Here is a 16,728-nt window from a genome sequence, read left to right on the forward strand (position 1 = left end):
TCTCCGGATGCAAGGGCTCCACTCGATCGCAGGGGGTCCACTCGGCTGCGCGGCGCGGGTCACCCGCGGCGCGGGAGGGTCACGCGCGGCGACGCTGGCGCACGGTGAGGGCGGCAAGCGCCGCCGTGACCGCGAGCAGCGCGATGCTCAGCCACAGGATCGGGAACGCCTCGCCGACCAGGAGTGCGACCACGCCGATCGCCAGCAGCACCGCCATCGCGACGAAGCGGGACACGGCGAGCACGCCGCGGCGCGAGCGCAGGAACAGCACGTTGCCGATGAGGTACACCACAGGGCCCGCGACGGTGACGGCCACAATCGCCGGCGTGAGGTGGTCGTGCGAGAGGCGCAGCTCGATCGACACCGCCACGAGGATCGCGCCGAGCACCATGAACGCGTGGGCATAGGCGTATGCCGACCGCAGCGCGGCCGTCGAGCCGTCGCCTCCTGTGTCCTCGCCGTTGAGGGCGAAGTAGTTCCACCACAGCACGAACAGCGACGCGAAGCCGACCAGCAGGCTCACGGCCAGCGGTGCCGTGAGCTCGCCGTGGTCGACCACCGTGCCGCCCATCAGCAGGATCGACTCGCCGAGGGCGATGATGAACACGAGCCTGTTGCGCTCCGCGAGGTGCTCGGCATCGGTGTCCCACAGGTGCATCGGGGCGGCGCCGACGCCAGGCACGCGGAAGTGCACCATGGGCGCGAGGTAGTCGACGAGCACGGCCGCGACCCACAGCACGAGACGCCATTGCGGCTCCAGGAACGCACCAGCCACCCAGAGCACCCCGGCTCCGAGCGTCCAGATCAGCAGCATCCGGTAGTTGTGCGCCAGCTGCTGACCGCGGAAGGCGACCATCATGAACACGGGGCGCGCGATGCCCATGAACAGATAGCACCCGACGAACAGCAGCGCACCATCGCCGAACGCATACGGGATCGCGACGGACATGCCGAGCGCCGCGAACATCAGCACGGCGCTGAGCAGCTGCACCGGCGTGCGCGAGGGCTCGAGCCAGTTCATGACCCACGCGGTGTAGTTCCACCCCCACCAGACCGCGGCGAAGACGATAACCGTCTGCGCCGCGCCCACCCAGTCGAGGTGCTCGATCAGCAGGTGCGACAGCTGGACGATCGCGAAGACGTAGACGAGATCGAAGAAGAGCTCGACGGGGCCGACGTGCGACCGGTTCTCGGCGGTGCGGCCGAGCAGCGCGCGGGTGGTGCCCATCCGGTATCTCCTCCTCAGCGGCTCAGTCTGCCATCGAACGTGCCCTTTGGTATCGAGTGGACCACTTGTGTGCGGGCATAAGTGATCCAGCCGATCACAAGGGGTACGCTCGCGGGCGGGCGGCGCTCCGGCTCAGACCAGATCCTCGCGCACGATCACGGCGTCGCGGGCGGGGCCCACGCCGATCACGGAGATGCGCGTTCCGCTGATGCGCTCGAGCGCGAGCACGTAGTCCTGCGCGTTCTGCGGCAGCTCCTCGAAGGTGCGGCAGCCCGAGATGTCCTCGGTCCAGCCGGGGAACTCCTCCAGGATCGGCTTCGCGTGGTGGAAGTCGCTCTGGCTGACCGGCACCTCGTCGCAGCGCTCGCCGTTCACGTCGTAGGCGACGCACACGGGGATCGTCGCTCGCCCCGTCAGCACGTCGAGCTTGGTCAGCACGAGATCGGTGATGCCGTTCACACGCGTCGCATAGCGCGTGATCGGGGCGTCGTACCAGCCCACGCGACGATCGCGCCCCGTGGTCGTGCCGAACTCATGGCCCGTCGTGCGCAGCCAGTTGCCGTCACCATCGGCGTCGAACAGCTCGGTCGGGAACGGACCGGCGCCCACACGCGTGGTGTACGCCTTCACGATGCCGACGATGCGATCCAGACGCCCCGGCCCGACGCCCGAACCGCTCGCCGCGCCCGCCGCCGTTGCGGTCGAGCTCGTCACGAACGGGTACGTGCCGTGATCGACGTCGAGCATCGTCGCCTGACCGCCCTCGAACACCACGACCTCGTCGCGGTCGAGCGCCCTGTCGAGCAGGAGACCGGTGTCGCCGACCATGGGGCGCACGCGCTCGGCGTACGAGAGCAGGTCCTCGACGACCTCGTCGACCGTGATCGCGCGGCGGTTGAACAGCTTCAGCAGCAGGTGGTTCTTCTGGTCGAGCGCACCTTCGACCTTCTGGCGCAGGATCGACTCGTCGAACAGATCCTGCATCCGGATGCCCATCCGGTTGATCTTGTCGGCGTACGTCGGGCCGATGCCGCGGCCGGTCGTGCCGATCTGGCGCTTGCCGAGGAAGCGCTCCTGCACCTTGTCGAGCGTGCGGTGGTAGTGCGTGATGATGTGCGCGTTCGCCGAGATCTTGAGCTTCGACGTGTCGATGCCGCGCGCGTTCAGCGCGTCGAGCTCCTCGAACAGCACCTCGAGATCGACGACGACGCCGTTGCCGATCACGGGCGTCACGCCAGGCGACAGGATGCCGCTGGGCAGCAGGTGCAGCGCGTACTTCTCGTCGCCGATGACGACCGTGTGGCCGGCGTTGTTCCCGCCGTTGAACTTCACCACCCAGTCGGTTCTGTCGCCGAGAAGGTCAGTGGCCTTGCCCTTGCCCTCATCGCCCCACTGGACGCCAACGATGACGATGCCTGGCATTCGTCCCCCTTATTCGATGGGTTACGTACCTTGCGATCCTACGGCGTGCCACCGACATCCGACGAAGCGAGCCATACGCTGGTTCCATGTCCGTGCCGCTGCGGCGGGTGCCATCGCCCGCCGGTTCCCGCTCCGCGCGCGCCATCGCGACGATCTGGCCGTATGCGCGTCTTGCGGTCGGCGCTGTGCTCCTCGTCGCCGTGGCGATGCAGTTCCAGCGCACCGTCAGCGTGTACGCGGCCATGCCTGAGCCGTACGCCTCGCACGTACCGACCCTCGTGGCGAACTTCTTCAGCTACTTCACGAACCTCGCCAACATCGCCACGGCGGCGACGCTGATCGCCGGCGCTGTGTGGGCGCTCACCCGCGGGCGCAGCGCGAAGCACGAACCGCGCTGGCTCGCCGTGGCGCTGGTGTGCACGACGAGCTGCATGGTCGTGACCGGCGTCGTCTACAACGCGCTGCTGCGCGACACAGCCGACCCGCTCACCTTCCTCCGCTTCAGCAACGAGGTGGTGCACGTGGTCGGCCCGCTCTTCCTGCTCGCCGATCTGCTGCTCGCCCCGAAGCGTCGCACGCTCGCGTGGCACTCGATCTGGGTCGTCGTCGCGATCCCGATCGTGTGGTGCGCGTACACGCTCGTGCGCGCGCCGTTCATCGTCGAGCCGTCGACGGGCTTCACCGGCTTCTATCCGTACCCCTTCCTCAACCCCCGCGTACAGGACGGCTTCGCCGGGGTCGCGGCCTACATCGCCGTGCTGTCCGTCGTGGTCGCGGTCGTCGCCGTCGGCGTGATCGCCATCAGCAGAGCGAGGGCTCACCGCGCCGAGACGGAATCCGATCCGGATGCCGCCGAGCGGGGCGGGCCGTAGGACGGGCACCTCTGCCCAGCGCGCGACGCCGGCGGTGACCCGTAGTCTTGACGGAGCCGACGAAGGAGAGCCGCTGATATGGCATCGCAGACCGTACCGACGGACCAGGAGCTGGCGCGCGCCGGTCAGGTGCTCGACCACATCGCCACCGCGTACTCGGTGCGCATGGTGGGCCAGGAGCGCCTCAGGACGAGCCTGCTCGTCGCCCTGATCGCCGGCGGTCACATCCTGCTCGAGTCGGTGCCGGGTCTGGCGAAGACCACGGCGGCCTCGACGCTCGCCGACACGGTCGCCGCAGATTTCAAGCGCATCCAGTGCACTCCGGATCTGCTGCCGAGCGACATCACGGGCAACCAGGTCTACGACGCGTCGAAGGGCTCGTTCCGCACTGTGCTCGGGCCCGTGCACGCGAACTTCGTGCTGCTCGACGAGATCAACCGCTCCAGCGCGAAGACCCAGTCGGCGATGCTCGAGGCGATGCAGGAGCACCAGACGACGATCGGCGGCCAGGTGCACCATCTGCCCAAGCCGTTCCTCGTCATCGCGACGCAGAACCCGGTCGAGCAGGAGGGGACCTACGAGCTGCCAGAGGCTCAGCTCGACCGCTTCCTGATCAAGGAGATCGTCGATTACCCGAGCCCGCAGGAGGAGTTCGAGGTGCTGGCGCGCATCGACACGGGCCTGCTCGACCCCGACCGACACCTCGACAGCACCGCGAGCCTCGACGACGTTCTCCTGATGCAGGATGTCGCGGGGCGCATCCACGTCTCGCCCGCCATCCGGAACTACATCGTCGGTCTCAGCTACGTCACGCGCAATCCCGCCCCGTACATCGGTGAGGAGCGTGCCCGCTACATCAAGTACGGGGCCAGCCCCCGCGCATCGATCGCGTTCCTGCAGTGCGCGCGCGCCCTGGCCATGCTGAACCGCCGCTCGCACGTGATCCCAGAAGACGTCCGCGAGCTGCGCCACCTCGTGCTCCGCCACCGTCTGCTGCTCACCTTCGAAGCCGAGGCCGACGGGGTGCGCAGCGAAGAGCTGATCGACGCGATCTTCCAGTCCGTTCCCACGCCGTAGGCCGCCATGACGTCCACTCTGCTCACGAGAGTGAAGGGCAAGCTCTTCATCCATTCGCGGCGCAAGTCGGCGCACGCGCTCGAGGGCGCGTATGCGTCGCTGTTCCACGGCCGCAGCCTCGACTTCGAGGACCTGCGCAGATACGAGCACGGCGACGACATCCGCGACATCGACTGGCGCGCAACGGCACGGCTGTCAACCCTTCTCGTCAAGCGCTCGCGCGCGAGCCGGATGCACTCCGTCGTCTTCGCCGTCGACACCGGTCGTGACATGGCGGCACTCGCGCCGAACGAGCGGCCGAAGAGCGAGCTCGCGATCATGACCGTCGGCGCCCTCGGGGTGCTCTCCACCAGGCACGGAGATGACGTGAGCGTGCTCTACGGCGACGCGGCTGGCATCAGTCGCACGCCGCCACGACGGTCGGACGGCGCGCTCGAGCACGCGCTGCGGGCGATCCAGAGGGCGTCAGCACCGGGTGCGGCGCCAAGTGATCGCCGGCAGCTGCTGACGACCGTCACGCGCACAGTGTCGAAGCGCGCGCTGCTGGTGATCGTCACAGACGAAGCGCCGCTGACCGATGCCGACGAGCAGGGTCTGCGGCGCCTGCGCGTGCAGCACGACGTGCTCTGGGTCACGGTGCGCGACGCCGATCCTGTGCTCGAGCGGCCATCGCCCGATGCGCGACGCGATGCGCAGACCGGGTGGGCGGTGCCGGCGTTCCTGCACGGTCACGCCGACGTCGTCGCCGAGCTGGGCGAGGCACGGGAGGCCGCTGCCGCTCGCCGGCGCGAGGTGCTCTCGGCGCTCGAGATCAGCAGCGCGACCGTGTCGACGCACGATGACGTCGTACCGGCGCTGCTGAGCATGCTGCATCGCAGGAAGGCCGCCCATGCCGGCCGCTGACATCGGCGCCGCCCTCCTCATCGAGGCGGCCACGGGCATCGGCCCGGAAGAGCTGTATCCGCCTGCGCAGTACTCCGGATGGTGGCTGCTGCTCGCGCTCGGCATCATCCTGGTGCTCATCCTCGTCGTCGTGCTGATCGTCGCGCTCACCCGACCGCCGAAGCAGGCACCGGCCCCTGCCGCCCCGGTTCCGCATGGCACTCCGGTGGAGCAGCTCGAGCACCTGCGTGCCGACTATCTGCACCGCATCGATCTCGTCGAGCAGGCGCATGCGGCCGGCACGCTCGACGCGCGCGGCGTGAACGCAGAGCTCAGCGCGATCACGCGCCGTTTCGTGAATGAGTACACCGGCGTCGCGACGCCGGTGATGAGCCTGGAGGAGCTCGAGCACCAGGACGTGCACCCCGCCCTGCTCGAAGCCCTCAACCGCTACTACTACCCGAGCATCTTCGGCGACAGCCCTCCGACCGACCCCGGCCCTGGCATCGCCGCCGCACGCGAGGTGGTGACGGCATGGCACTGACCCAATTCTGGCCCTTCGCCGCCGTGGCCGCAGCCGTCGTCGTCGCGATCCTCATCGGCATCTGGTGGAGCCGCCGCGGCGAGCACGCCGAGCCGGGCGATGGGGCGCTCGTCGCCCGCGCCGAGCGGGTGCGGCAGCTGCCGTCCGTGCGCCGCGCCACCCGCAGACGCGCCATCGCGCTGGCGGCGATCGTGCTCATCGGCGCGATCGCCGCGGGCGCGAGCAGCGTCGTGTCCGCGCGGCCGATGGCGGAGCAGACCATCGTGCCGGAGAACAACAGTCGTGACATCATGCTCTGCCTCGACGTGTCCGGCTCGATGACCGACACCGACAAAGAGGTTCTCGACCTGTTCATCGAGCTGATCGACGGCTTCGAAGGAGAGCGCATCGGGCTGACCATCTTCAACGCATCACCCGTGCAGCTGTTCCCCCTCACCGACGACTACGAGTTCGTGCGCGAGCATCTCGCCTCGCTCCGCGACAGCTTCGAGTACACCGATGTCACCCCTGAGCACTGGATCGGCACGCTCGACGGTCCTGGAGCGTCGCTGATCGGCGACGGACTCGCCGCGTGCGCGCTGCGCTTCGACCACAGCGATCTCGACCGGTCGCGTTCGATCATCCTGGCCACCGACAATGAGCCGGCCGGCGCCGAGGTGCTCAGCGTTCAGGAGGCGGCCGACTACTCCGCCTCCCGCGACATCAGGGTGTATGCGCTGAATCCGATCCAGGGCGCCAGCGAGGTGGGCGAAGGTCTGGTGCGGGCCGCGCAGTCGACGGGCGGCGAGGCGTACGCGCTGCGCGGCACAACGACGGTCGCCGACATCGTGGACGAAGTGCAGCAGCAGGAGGCCAGTGCTCTGCAGGGCGAGATCGAGGTCGTGCAGACCGATGAGCCGACCGTGTGGATCGTCATCCTGTTCGTGTTCGTGCTGGTCGCCGTCGTCGTGATGTGGAGGGTCAGGCTGTGAGCTTCCTCCCCGTGCTGCATCCGCTGCTGCTGGTCCCCCTGACGCTTACCGGTCTGGGCGTGGCCGTCTGGGCACTCATCACGGCGCGCACCGGTTCCACCCGCCTGATCTGGGTCGTGCGAGTGCTGCTGGTCGCGGCCTGCGCCCTGTTGGCGTTCCGTCCCGGCATCCCCGATGGCACCTCGAAGTCCGTGGCGACCAACGTCGACGTGATCATCGCGCTCGACAACACCACGAGCATGCTCGCCGAGGACTGGACGGACCCGGAAGCCGACGGCGTCGACGGTGAGCAGGGGCGCCGGATCGACGGGGTCAGGGCCGATGTGCGCGCGCTGATCGAGGCGTATCCTGGGGCGCGGTTCGCCCTGATCGCGTTCGACAACAGCGCTCAGGTGCGCCTGCCGCTGACCACAGACACGTCGGCGCTGATGTCGTCGCTCGAGGTCATGGCGCCCCCGCCGACCGACAATTCGAGCGGCAGTTCGATCGGGGTCGCTGCAGACGCACTCGCCGGGACGCTCGAGAATGCGGCATCGGCCGACGGCAGAGCCAGGCTCGTGTTCTACCTCGGCGACGGCGAGCAGACCGCCTCGGGCGAGCCGCAGTCGTTCGATGCGAGCGCACCGTACGTCGACGGCGGCGGTGTGCTCGGGTACGGAACGACCGAAGGCGGCCGGATGAAGCGCGTCGAGGCAGGCATCGGCGCGGCAGGGGGCTACATCGAAGACCCGTCGACCGGCGAACCGGCTCTGTCGACCGTCGACGAGGCGGCGCTCGAGGGGATCGCCGGCGAGCTCGGCGTCGGCTTCCAGCTCCGCACCGGCGACACCCAGGCGGCACTGCCCGAAGCGCCGGCCGAGACGACCACGGTCGCCGGCGATGAGACACCAGGTGCTCGCGAGGAACTGAGCTGGATCGTCGCCCTCGTGGTCGCGGCGCTGCTCGCGGTCGAGATCGGCGTGGCCACGGCACGCGTCGGTCGAACACTGCGCGCAACCCGTTCGCAGACGGCGCGGAAGGAGGCACGATGAGCACTCAGCCCGCATCCGACACCCGGAGCCGCGACGACATCGTCCGGTCTCGGCGACGCCTGCGCCGGTGGCTGCTGCTCGGCTTCTCCCCCGTTGCGATCGCCGGCCTGGTGATCGTGGTGAAGCTCCTGTCGATGTACGCCTTCGCGCACCAGGCTGTGACCAGTCACGTCTCCGGCGACCCGGCGCGCACCGTTGCGGCAGCCGAGGGTCAGACACCGCTGAACTGGTTCGAGCCCTATCTGGCGCCGTACAACGTGGGCGTCGGGCTGGCCTCCTACGACCGGCTTCCCGAGGCGCGGGCGGAGTTCGAGCGTGCGCTCCCGCTGGTGAGCGGTCTGAAGGCCTGCCCTGTGCACATCAACCTCGGCCTCGTCGTCGAGATGATGGCGGATCAGGCGCGCACCGACGATCCGGAGGCCGCGAGCACCCTGTATGCGGAGGCGCTCGAGATCAATCTGGCCACGCCGGAGGAGTGCCGCAGCGAGAAGGCCGACGAACAGTCGCCCGACCCTGAGCGCTCGAACGAGGAGACGCTCGATGACCAGCAGGAGCGGCTCCAGCAGAAGCAGCAGCAGAACCCTCAGGACGACGAGTCGCAGGACGGCGGCGGCGAAGAGGAGGAGCCGAGCGAGCAGGAGCAGCAGGAGCAGCAGGACAAGCTCGATGAGATCGAGGAGAAGCTGCAGAACGGCGACCAGGAGCGCCAGGACCAGGGCGCAGACGGCGACGAGGACGGCGGCGGATTCGGATCGGACAAGCCATGGTGAGACCTGCCGACGATCCCCAACAGCGCAAGCATTCGAGCCTGCCGTTCCTGTCGCGCCACGACGGGGCACCGCCGACGCCTCCGCCGGAGGGCTACCAGCACGCCAGGCGCTTCCCGTCGTCGCCGTTCGTCGTGGCCGTCGGTGCCCCAGAGCCTCCGGAGCGCACGGCACCGAAGCCGACGAACCGCCGACTGCGGCATCCGTTCGGCTGGTCGGCGATCGCCGTCGCGGCCGTCTTCGCGCTCGTGCTGCTCGTGGCGCTCGCAATGGGGGCGACCGACGCGATCTACGGTGCCACGATGCTCGCGCTGCAGCTGATCGTCCTCGCGGCCGTCATCGCCGCGGTGGTGGTCGCGCCGTCGCGGGTGCTCGGATCGTGGGCGCTGGCGATCGTGCTCGTGCTCAATGTGGGAACCGTCGGTGCGATGAGTGCGCTGCGCACCTCGGCGGCCGGAACCTACGGCGGTCAGCCGGGGAACGAGCAACCGGGGCACTCCTATCCGGGCATCAAGGGCGTCGACGAGGACGCGATCATGCAGGCACCGTCGCTCGAAGCGACGCAGAGCCGGATGGACGAGCTGTCGGCGAGGATCAGGGCGGAGCTGAGCGACGAGTTCGGCTTCACCTGGGTGAAGATCTCCGACCCGCTGCAGCGCAACGAGCGCAACGGCTACGGAGGCGAGTCGATGCTGCAGCAGCACACCGCGCCGGTGTGGGCGACCGAGCAGCCGGTGCACGGCTACGGCGACAAGCTCGACGTGATGAGCACGATCGACGACGTGCTGTACGAGGAGGGCGTGTACTACTCGCTGTACCCGCTCAACGAGCCGTACGACAGCATCTCGGACGACAGCCTCGAGCAGCTGTATGGCAGCGCCGATCCTCTCGAGCAGGTGCGATGGTCGTACTACACACAGCTGACCGAGCCGAGCTTCGGCGCGGGTGCACCGGAGCCGCCGCTCTTCTACGCGGAGATGATCGACCTCACGCACGACGACACCGGACGCTGGACGAAGCAGCAGGAGGCAGAGAACGCGAAGAACGGCACCCCGATGGAGGGCGTGCAGCTGATGTTCTACGGCACCCAGCTGCTCAGCGAGGCCGATCGCGACGCGTTCGAGAAGGCGCTGGAGGAGAACCCGGAGCCGTAGGGTCGGTCGGGTCGAGCATCGGACTCAGTCCCGCGGCATCGATACCGGACCCATCACGGTGCCGCGCAGCTCGCGCCGCCACACGGTGCGCTCGGCTCGTCGCTCCGCGCGGCTGGCGAATCGGTACCGGTACGCCACGGCCCGCACCCAGCGCGGCCGAGCGCCTCGGAACGGATCGTGTCGCAGCAGCGCCAGGGTCGCGGCGTCGGCTTCCAGCAGTCGCCGCAGCAGCATCGCGAACCAGTCGTCGAGCGAGCGCCCGAGCGGCAGGAACCACATCAGCCAGTCCAACCGCAGGTGGTACGGGGCGAACTGCCTCGGCACGCGATGCGGATCGCCCGGCTTGCCTGTGAACTCGTACTCCTGCCACGTTCCGACATCCGGATCGGCATCATCCGTGCCCTCGATCACGATCTCGATGCGCTCTTTCGTCACCGTGCCGAACGCCCCGTATGCGTTCGCCAGCTGCCAGCGGTTGAAGCCGGCGTTCATCAGCTGGCTTCGTGAGAACAAGTTGCGCGCGGCGGGAACGCTCAGCACGACATACAGGATGCCGACCGCAGAGGTGATCACGACCCAGTAGAGGGGGATGCCGTCGGGCACCCACGGCACCGCGGAACCGGGCATCGCGCCCGGAACGGAGAGCGCGGAGAACGCCAGCACCACGGTCGCCCAGTTCAGCCATGCGAAGTTTCCCGTGACGATGAGCCAGCACTGCGTGGCGATCACGATGCCGGCGGCGACGGTGCCGACGGCCGCAGGCCCGGTACCCGGAACCCAGAGGCCGAGGATCGGTGTGAACAGGAACCACGGCACGACCAGTTGCGCGAAGTGATTCCCCAGCACCTCCGCGCGGTGGAACCATCGCGGCAGCAGATGCGCCGTGCGGCTGAGCGGGCCGGGCATGGGCTGGGTCTCGTGGTGGTACATCAGCGCGGTGAGGTCGCGCCATTCCCGGCCGCCGCGGATCTTGATCATGCCCGCGCCGAACTCCAGCCGGAACACGAGCCACCAGAGCAGCACGATCACGACCGTGGCCGGCGGCTGGTCACCCGAGCCGAGGAAGGCGGCGAGAAACCCTGCCTCGAGCAGCAGCATCTCCCAGCCGAACGAGTAGAAGGTCTGCCCGATGTTCACGATCGACATGTAGCCGAGCCAGAGCGCGAGGAAGCACAGCATCGGCGCCCACGGCGGCCCGAGCTGCGGAACGCCTCCCGCGAGCGCGGCCGCAACGACGATGCCGACCCAGCACAGCGCGGCCAGGCGTCGGTCGGTGTAGCGCCAGCGCAGAAAGAGCGTAGGGCGCAGCATCCGTGGGCGGCGCCTGTCCCCCGCCGCCCATGCCAGCAGTGCGGAAGCGGGGAGCAGCCCCCGCTCCCCCAGCAGCGGCCGGAACTGGTTCAGCGTCGAGACGAAGGCGACGAGATAGAGCGCAGCGATGCCGCGCTGGAGCACCTCCCTCGCGAACCAGAAGTCGACAGCCGCGAAACCGTCCATGCCGGCAGGCTACGCTCGCGGCATGGTGCAGTTCTACGATCCCACCGAAGCCGAGGCGCTGTTCCTTCGCCGCTGCGTCGATCTCGCTGCCGAGGCGCTCGATGACGGCGACGAACCCTTCGGCTCACTGCTGGTCGGCCCGGATGGAGACGTCCTGTTCGAGGATCGCAATCGCGTGAAGGACGGCGACGCCACTCGACATCCTGAGTTCGAGATCGCCCGCTGGGCCGCCGAGCACCTGACGCCTGCCGAGCGCGCCGCGTGCGTGGTGTACACATCCGGCGAGCACTGCCCGATGTGCGCCGCCGCGCATGCATGGGTCGGGCTCGGCCGCATCGTGTACGCCGGCAGCACATCGCAGCTCACCGAATGGCTGCGGGCGTGGGGAATGCCGGGCGGCCCGGTCGCCGCGCTTCCGATCAGCGACGTCGCTCCCGGAGTGGACACGGCGGGCCCGGTCGAGGAGTTCGCCGATGAGATCAAGGGCCTGCACGCCAGGATGCGCGGGGTCTGAGCCTCGGGTCCGGAGCACGTCGTTCCCGTCGCCAGATCGTCGAGCGCGTCCACTGCATGATTCCCCGATGTCCGGTCGACGGCGCCGGTGCTGACGTCCCAGCGGGCAACATCAGTGCCCCTGCTCACCCCGTAGGATGGACAGCATGTCGAAGGTCCTGCAGTCCCTCCCCGTCGGCGAGCGCGTCGGCATCGCCTTTTCCGGTGGTCTTGATACGTCATGCGCCGTCGCCTGGATGAAGGACGCCGGTGCGGTGCCCTTCACCTACACAGGTGACCTCGGTCAGTACGACGAGGACGACATCGACTCGATCCCGCAGCGTGCCATCGAGTACGGCGCAGAGAAGTCGCGCCTGATCGACTGCAAGCCGCTGCTGGTGGAAGAGGGGCTGTCCGCCCTCGCGTGCGGCGCGTTCCACATCCGGTCGGCCGGTCGCACCTACTTCAACACCACGCCGATCGGGCGCGCCGTCACCGGCACGCTGCTCGTGCGCGCGATGAAGGAGGACGGTGTCAACATCTGGGGCGACGGGTCGACCTACAAGGGCAACGACATCGAGCGCTTCTACCGCTACGGTCTGCTCGCTCACCCCGCGCTGCAGATCTACAAGCCGTGGCTCGACGCCGACTTCGTCGCACAGCTGGGAGGCCGACAGGAGATGAGCGAGTGGCTCATCGAGCACGGTTACCCGTACCGCGACTCGGCGGAGAAGGCCTACTCCACCGACGCCAACATCTGGGGTGCGACCCACGAGGCGAAGACGCTCGAGGATCTGAACGTCTCTCTCGAGATCGTCGAGCCGATCATGGGCGTGAAGTACTGGGACCCGTCGGTCGAGGTCCCCAGCGAGGACGTCACCGTCACCTTCGAGCAGGGGCGCCCCGTTGCGATCAACGGGCGCGAGTTCACCGACGCGGTCGAGCTCGTGCGCGAGGCCAACACGATCGGCGGACGCCACGGTCTCGGCATGAACGACCAGATCGAGAACCGCATCATCGAGGCCAAGAGCCGCGGCATCTACGAGGCGCCGGGCATGGCGCTGCTGTTCGTCGCGTACGAGCGCCTCGTGAACGCCATCGTGAACGAGGACACCCTCGCCACGTACCACGAGCAGGGTCGTCGCCTCGGCCGCCTGATGTACGAGGGCCGCTGGCTCGAGCCGCAGTCGCTGATGCTGCGCGAGTCGATCCAGAAGTGGGTCGGCTCCACGATCACCGGCACCGTCGCCATCCGGCTGCGCCGCGGTGAGGACTACACGATCCTCGACACGACCGGCCCTTCGCTGTCGTACGCGGGCGAGAAGCTGTCGATGGAGCGCGTCGGCGACGCCGCATTCGGCCCCATCGACCGCATCGGCCAGATGACGATGCGCAACCTCGACATCGCCGACTCCCGCGCGCGCCTCGAGGGCTACGTACAGCGCGGCATGATCGGCGGCACGACCGGCGAGCTGATCGGTTCGCTCGAGGCGGGGGGCGCCGCGGCGATCACCTCGCACGCCCAGCCGTTCGACTCCGAGGCGGCCGAGGCGCTCGACAGCGTCGGCGAGGCCGCCGCATTCGACACCGGCACGGACTGAGCGGGTCGGCCGGCCCTTCCTCCTGGCCGGCGCGCTGACGCCGTGACCTGCCTCACAGCGAACGTCAGGTGAACGACGTCCGCACCCGTTTCGAATGTCGGCGGTCCGTGGCATGCTCTCTCGCAAGAGCGGGCAGTCGCTCGTTCGCACGCGATCGAGAGGGCACGACCATGACGTTCCAGGCAACTCCCTACATGCAGTTCAACGGGCAGGCGTCCGAGGCACTGGATTTCTACCATGACGTCTTCGGCGGCACGCTCGACGTCATGCGCTACAAGGACATGCCGATGGAGGGCATGGAGGGCGACCCCGAGTGGGTGATGCACGGCTCACTCACCCTCGACAACGGCGTCACGTTCTTCGCGGCCGACAGCCCAGGATCGCACGGCCATGGCAACGTGGCGATCTGCGTGTGGGGCGACGACGCCTCGCAGCTCGAGCAGTTCCACTCGCGACTGCAGGAGGGCGGTGAGGTTCAGATACCGTTCGAAGCATCGCCGTGGGGCGCCTACTTCGGCCAGGTCATCGATTCCTACGGCATCGTGTGGATGCTCGAGGGCGGCGAGTCCGACAAGTAGCATTGGCCCCGCTGCTGCTCAGTTCCGGCTGTTCTTCTCCCGGATCAGGTCGAGGGCGAGGACGGCGCCGATGACCGCCTGGCGCTGCGGCGGCGTGAGGTTCTCGGCGAGTCGCACCGCATAGGTCGACTTCCCCAGGAACGCGTTGCCCATGCCCGACCACTCACGTGAGACGGTCGCCATCACGCCGAGGGGGCCCACCAGCTCGAACTCGAAGCCGATGAAGTTGCCCTGGAGATCGAGTTGCTCGCCCTGCAGTTCGATCGTCACGCGCGTCTTGAAGAAGGCGATCCGCTTCACGAGGCTCGCCAGCGGGTTCCCCGCACCGTCGAGGATCTCCATGCGGTCGCGGCCGAAGGTGACGGTGTCCTTGACCTGGATGAGCGGATTGCCCGGGCCGTCGAACACCGTCAGCTCGCGAGCCCCCATGAACGCTCGCCCGAGCGCACTGCCGCCCGTCTCGACGTGGGCGACCTGCAGCCCCTGTGCGTCCGTGATCGCGAAGTCGTTCTTCGAGAAGTTCTTCGTCTGCTGGAAGACGAGCACGTTGTGCGTGAGGATCGACATGTCTGAGATCATTCCACAGCCCGTGCTCACCCCTGCGGCACGTCGAGGTGCGCCTTCTTCGCCTGTTTCCGGTTGCGCGCCTTCTGGAAGATCTCCTTCGCATCTGCCGGGTCGAGTCGGCCTTCCGCGAGCATCCGGATCGGGCAGCGCTTGCATCGAGGCGTCGACTTGCAGCACTTCTTCTTGGGCACGAGCTTCTTGCCCTTCTTGCCCTTCTTGCCCTTCGACATGACGACATCGTAGGTCCGCGCGAGCCCGCGACCTATCGGAACCCCGCGGCCACTCCGCGGCGGTGGTACTCGAAGATGATGCTCGTGCGAGTCGACGCGACGAAGGGCTCCGTCGAGAGGTTCTCGACGACGAACTGGCGCACCTCGCTCGAATCGGCGACGGCGATGTGCACCATGAAGTCGTCAGGACCGCCGAGGAAGAACAGCTGCAGCACCTGCGGCAGCTGTTTGACCTCGTCGATGAACGTGACGATGCCGTCGTGCCGCGTGCCCCCGCGCAGCGTCACACCGATCATCGCCTGCAGCCCGCGTCCGAGGCGCTGGTGATCGACGCTCGCGTGGAATCCGCGGATCACGCCGCGGTCGATCAGCGATCGAGTGCGCGCATGCGCCGTCGACGGGGCGATGCCGAGCGCGGCCGCGAGATCGGCGTTCGTGATACGGGCGTCGCCGCTGAGGATCCGGACGATCCTCCGGTCGAGCTCGTCGAGCTGCACAGCCGGAAGATCCTTCGGACGGAGGTCGGAATCTGCGGTTCCCATACGAAGGTTGTTAATACGCGACATCGATCTGTCGAAGAAACTGTGACAACCTCGCGCATTGGCCGAACGTACTGCGATTCTGGAACGAGTCCCATCCCCAGAGCCGAGGAGATCACCATGAGGATCGCCGTTCCCACTGAGGTCAAGAACAACGAGAACCGCGTCGCCGTCACCCCGGCCGGCGTCGACGAACTCGTTCAGCGAGGCCACGAGGTGTTCGTGCAGGCGGGCGCCGGCGACGGCTCCCGGATCGCGGATGCGGCGTACGCCGCGGCCGGCGCGACGATCACGCCCGGTGCGGGCGAGACGTGGGCCGCGGGAGAACTGCTGCTCAAGGTGAAGGAACCCGTCGAGGCCGAGTACGGCTTACTGCGGAACGACCTCACGCTGTTCACGTATCTCCATCTCGCCGCGAACCGACCGTTGGCAGAGGCCCTCGTGCGATCAGGAACGACGGCCGTCGCCTACGAGACCGTGCAGCTCGACGACGGTTCCCTCCCGCTCCTCACACCGATGAGCGAGGTCGCCGGCCGCCTGGCGACCACCGTCGGCGCGTACCATCTGATGCGCACCCAGGGTGGCCGGGGAGCACTGCTGGGCGGGGTTCCCGGCGTTCCCCGGGCGAAGGTCGTTGTGATCGGGGGCGGCGTCGCCGGCGAGAACGCGGCGGCGAACGCCCTCGGATTGGGCGCACGGGTGACCGTGCTCGATGTGAACGTGCGCCGTCTCAGCGAGCTCGAAACACGCTACGGGAACGGACTGATCACGCGTCACTCGACCCGCTACGCGATCGCCGAGGAACTCGATGACGCCGACCTCGTGATCGGCTCCGTCCTGATCCCCGGTGCCGCTGCACCCAAGCTGGTCACGGATGAGATGGTGCAGGCGATGAATCCGGGCACCGTGCTCGTCGACATCGCCATCGATCAGGGCGGCTGCTTCGCCGGTTCGCGCCCGACGACCCACGACGACCCGACGTTCGCGGTGCACGACACTCTGTTCTACTGCGTCGCCAACATCCCAGGGGCCGTTCCCGCCACGTCCACCCATGCCCTCACGAACGCGACGCTGCCGTACGTCTCGCGCATCGCCGACCTCGGCTGGGACGGGGCCGCCGCTGCCGACCCCGCCCTCGCCCGCGGCCTCAATACCCGCGCCGGCGAGATCACCAACACCGCAGTGGCCGCGGCCCTCGACGAATAGCTGACGACAACGCACCGAGCAGCGTGCCCACCACCCGCCAACTGACGGGGACGCGAGTGCGTCGATCGGA

The 16,728-nt window shown here is 68.3% G+C and carries 18 protein-coding genes; 12 read left to right on the top strand and 6 right to left on the bottom strand.

Annotated elements, in window-relative coordinates; translation table 11 throughout:
- Window positions 1–79: 79 nt before the first annotated feature.
- Together CIK77_RS08655 and CIK77_RS08660 are read right to left on the bottom strand one after the other, a co-directional pair.
- Complete coding sequence (locus CIK77_RS08655) at window positions 80–1,228, bottom strand: low temperature requirement protein A (protein ID WP_087053514.1); 1,149 nt, start codon at window positions 1,226–1,228, stop codon at window positions 80–82.
- Window positions 1,229–1,360: 132 nt separating this feature from the next.
- On the bottom strand, window positions 1,361–2,650 hold the full coding sequence (locus tag CIK77_RS08660) for an adenylosuccinate synthase (RefSeq protein ID WP_087053513.1): 1,290 nt from the start codon (window positions 2,648–2,650) through the stop codon (window positions 1,361–1,363).
- 86 nt (window positions 2,651–2,736) lie between these two features.
- Between CIK77_RS08660 and CIK77_RS08665 the strand changes: the two genes are divergently transcribed.
- The 8 genes from CIK77_RS08665 to CIK77_RS08700 all read left to right on the top strand — a co-directional run bounded on the left by CIK77_RS08665 (window position 2,737) and on the right by CIK77_RS08700 (window position 9,948).
- Window positions 2,737–3,522 carry a Pr6Pr family membrane protein gene (locus CIK77_RS08665; RefSeq protein WP_087053512.1) on the top strand — a complete coding sequence of 262 codons (786 nt, stop codon included), beginning with the start codon at window positions 2,737–2,739 and terminating at the stop codon, window positions 3,520–3,522.
- A gap of 78 nt (window positions 3,523–3,600) precedes the next feature.
- A complete protein-coding gene (locus CIK77_RS08670; RefSeq protein WP_087053511.1) occupies window positions 3,601–4,599 on the top strand; it encodes an AAA family ATPase in 999 nt (332 codons plus the stop codon).
- Between the two features lie 6 nt (window positions 4,600–4,605).
- On the top strand, window positions 4,606–5,502 hold the full coding sequence (locus tag CIK77_RS08675; RefSeq protein WP_087053510.1) for a DUF58 domain-containing protein: 897 nt from the start codon (window positions 4,606–4,608) through the stop codon (window positions 5,500–5,502).
- The gene (locus CIK77_RS08680; protein WP_087053509.1) at window positions 5,489–6,025 is read left to right on the top strand and encodes a hypothetical protein; all 537 of its coding nucleotides are present in this window, start codon (window positions 5,489–5,491) and stop codon (window positions 6,023–6,025) included. Before CIK77_RS08675 ends, CIK77_RS08680 begins: the two co-directional genes overlap by 14 nt.
- Window positions 6,016–6,996: a VWA domain-containing protein gene (locus CIK77_RS08685; RefSeq protein ID WP_087053508.1), complete on the top strand. Its 981-nt coding sequence runs from the start codon at window positions 6,016–6,018 to the stop codon at window positions 6,994–6,996. The genes CIK77_RS08680 and CIK77_RS08685 overlap by 10 nt, the downstream gene beginning before the upstream one ends.
- A complete protein-coding gene (locus CIK77_RS08690) occupies window positions 6,993–8,027 on the top strand; it encodes a VWA domain-containing protein (RefSeq protein WP_087053507.1) in 1,035 nt (344 codons plus the stop codon). Before CIK77_RS08685 ends, CIK77_RS08690 begins: the two co-directional genes overlap by 4 nt.
- Window positions 8,024–8,797, top strand: a complete 774-nt coding sequence (locus CIK77_RS08695) for a hypothetical protein (RefSeq protein ID WP_087053505.1) — start codon at window positions 8,024–8,026, stop codon at window positions 8,795–8,797. The genes CIK77_RS08690 and CIK77_RS08695 overlap by 4 nt, the downstream gene beginning before the upstream one ends.
- Complete coding sequence (locus CIK77_RS08700) at window positions 8,791–9,948, top strand: hypothetical protein (RefSeq protein WP_087053504.1); 1,158 nt, start codon at window positions 8,791–8,793, stop codon at window positions 9,946–9,948. The genes CIK77_RS08695 and CIK77_RS08700 overlap by 7 nt, the downstream gene beginning before the upstream one ends.
- Before the next feature lie 24 nt (window positions 9,949–9,972).
- On the opposite strand, the gene CIK77_RS08705 is transcribed toward CIK77_RS08700, so the two are convergent.
- The gene (locus CIK77_RS08705) at window positions 9,973–11,445 is read right to left on the bottom strand and encodes a lipase maturation factor family protein (protein WP_087053503.1); all 1,473 of its coding nucleotides are present in this window, start codon (window positions 11,443–11,445) and stop codon (window positions 9,973–9,975) included.
- A gap of 22 nt (window positions 11,446–11,467) precedes the next feature.
- Between CIK77_RS08705 and CIK77_RS08710 the strand changes: the two genes are divergently transcribed.
- The 3 genes from CIK77_RS08710 (at window position 11,468) to CIK77_RS08720 (ending at window position 14,116) form a co-directional block, all read left to right on the top strand.
- On the top strand, window positions 11,468–11,959 hold the full coding sequence (locus CIK77_RS08710; protein WP_087053531.1) for a nucleoside deaminase: 492 nt from the start codon (window positions 11,468–11,470) through the stop codon (window positions 11,957–11,959).
- A 145-nt stretch (window positions 11,960–12,104) separates the two neighbouring features.
- Entirely contained in the window at window positions 12,105–13,538 is a 1,434-nt protein-coding gene (gene argG, locus CIK77_RS08715; RefSeq protein ID WP_087053502.1) for an argininosuccinate synthase, read from the top strand.
- 170 nt (window positions 13,539–13,708) lie between these two features.
- The gene (locus CIK77_RS08720; RefSeq protein WP_087053501.1) at window positions 13,709–14,116 is read left to right on the top strand and encodes a VOC family protein; all 408 of its coding nucleotides are present in this window, start codon (window positions 13,709–13,711) and stop codon (window positions 14,114–14,116) included.
- Window positions 14,117–14,134: 18 nt separating this feature from the next.
- Here the strand turns inward: CIK77_RS08720 and CIK77_RS08725 are convergent, their stop codons facing one another.
- The 3 genes from CIK77_RS08725 to CIK77_RS08735 are packed head-to-tail and all read right to left on the bottom strand — an operon-like array spanning window position 14,135 to window position 15,455.
- Window positions 14,135–14,683: an LURP-one-related/scramblase family protein gene (locus tag CIK77_RS08725; protein WP_087053499.1), complete on the bottom strand. Its 549-nt coding sequence runs from the start codon at window positions 14,681–14,683 to the stop codon at window positions 14,135–14,137.
- Window positions 14,684–14,709: 26 nt separating this feature from the next.
- Window positions 14,710–14,913 carry a hypothetical protein gene (locus tag CIK77_RS08730; RefSeq protein WP_087053497.1) on the bottom strand — a complete coding sequence of 68 codons (204 nt, stop codon included), beginning with the start codon at window positions 14,911–14,913 and terminating at the stop codon, window positions 14,710–14,712.
- A 32-nt stretch (window positions 14,914–14,945) separates the two neighbouring features.
- On the bottom strand, window positions 14,946–15,455 hold the full coding sequence (locus tag CIK77_RS08735; RefSeq protein ID WP_087053496.1) for an Lrp/AsnC family transcriptional regulator: 510 nt from the start codon (window positions 15,453–15,455) through the stop codon (window positions 14,946–14,948).
- A gap of 117 nt (window positions 15,456–15,572) precedes the next feature.
- Here CIK77_RS08735 and ald point away from each other — a divergent pair, with 117 nt between their 5' ends.
- Complete coding sequence (gene ald / locus CIK77_RS08740; RefSeq protein WP_087053495.1) at window positions 15,573–16,658, top strand: alanine dehydrogenase; 1,086 nt, start codon at window positions 15,573–15,575, stop codon at window positions 16,656–16,658.
- Window positions 16,659–16,728 lie beyond the last annotated feature (70 nt).

This window comes from Microbacterium sp. JB110, from assembly GCF_003335195.1.
Lineage (GTDB): Bacteria > Actinomycetota > Actinomycetes > Actinomycetales > Microbacteriaceae > Microbacterium.

Excerpts from the sequence above, each read along its gene's own strand:
- CIK77_RS08655 (WP_087053514.1), bottom strand. The coding sequence starts at position 1,228 with ATGGGCACCACCCGCGCGCTGCTCGGCCGCACCGCCGAGAACCGGTCG.
- CIK77_RS08660 (WP_087053513.1), bottom strand. The coding sequence starts at position 2,650 with ATGCCAGGCATCGTCATCGTTGGCGTCCAGTGGGGCGATGAGGGCAAG.
- CIK77_RS08665 (WP_087053512.1), top strand. The coding sequence starts at position 2,737 with ATGTCCGTGCCGCTGCGGCGGGTGCCATCGCCCGCCGGTTCCCGCTCC.
- CIK77_RS08670 (WP_087053511.1), top strand. The coding sequence starts at position 3,601 with ATGGCATCGCAGACCGTACCGACGGACCAGGAGCTGGCGCGCGCCGGT.
- CIK77_RS08675 (WP_087053510.1), top strand. The coding sequence starts at position 4,606 with ATGACGTCCACTCTGCTCACGAGAGTGAAGGGCAAGCTCTTCATCCAT.
- CIK77_RS08680 (WP_087053509.1), top strand. The coding sequence starts at position 5,489 with ATGCCGGCCGCTGACATCGGCGCCGCCCTCCTCATCGAGGCGGCCACG.
- CIK77_RS08685 (WP_087053508.1), top strand. The coding sequence starts at position 6,016 with ATGGCACTGACCCAATTCTGGCCCTTCGCCGCCGTGGCCGCAGCCGTC.
- CIK77_RS08695 (WP_087053505.1), top strand. The coding sequence starts at position 8,024 with ATGAGCACTCAGCCCGCATCCGACACCCGGAGCCGCGACGACATCGTC.
- CIK77_RS08700 (WP_087053504.1), top strand. The coding sequence starts at position 8,791 with ATGGTGAGACCTGCCGACGATCCCCAACAGCGCAAGCATTCGAGCCTG.
- CIK77_RS08705 (WP_087053503.1), bottom strand. The coding sequence starts at position 11,445 with ATGGACGGTTTCGCGGCTGTCGACTTCTGGTTCGCGAGGGAGGTGCTC.
- CIK77_RS08710 (WP_087053531.1), top strand. The coding sequence starts at position 11,468 with ATGGTGCAGTTCTACGATCCCACCGAAGCCGAGGCGCTGTTCCTTCGC.
- argG (WP_087053502.1), top strand. The coding sequence starts at position 12,105 with ATGTCGAAGGTCCTGCAGTCCCTCCCCGTCGGCGAGCGCGTCGGCATC.
- CIK77_RS08720 (WP_087053501.1), top strand. The coding sequence starts at position 13,709 with ATGACGTTCCAGGCAACTCCCTACATGCAGTTCAACGGGCAGGCGTCC.
- CIK77_RS08725 (WP_087053499.1), bottom strand. The coding sequence starts at position 14,683 with ATGTCGATCCTCACGCACAACGTGCTCGTCTTCCAGCAGACGAAGAAC.
- CIK77_RS08730 (WP_087053497.1), bottom strand. The coding sequence starts at position 14,913 with ATGTCGAAGGGCAAGAAGGGCAAGAAGGGCAAGAAGCTCGTGCCCAAG.
- CIK77_RS08735 (WP_087053496.1), bottom strand. The coding sequence starts at position 15,455 with ATGGGAACCGCAGATTCCGACCTCCGTCCGAAGGATCTTCCGGCTGTG.
- ald (WP_087053495.1), top strand. The coding sequence starts at position 15,573 with ATGAGGATCGCCGTTCCCACTGAGGTCAAGAACAACGAGAACCGCGTC.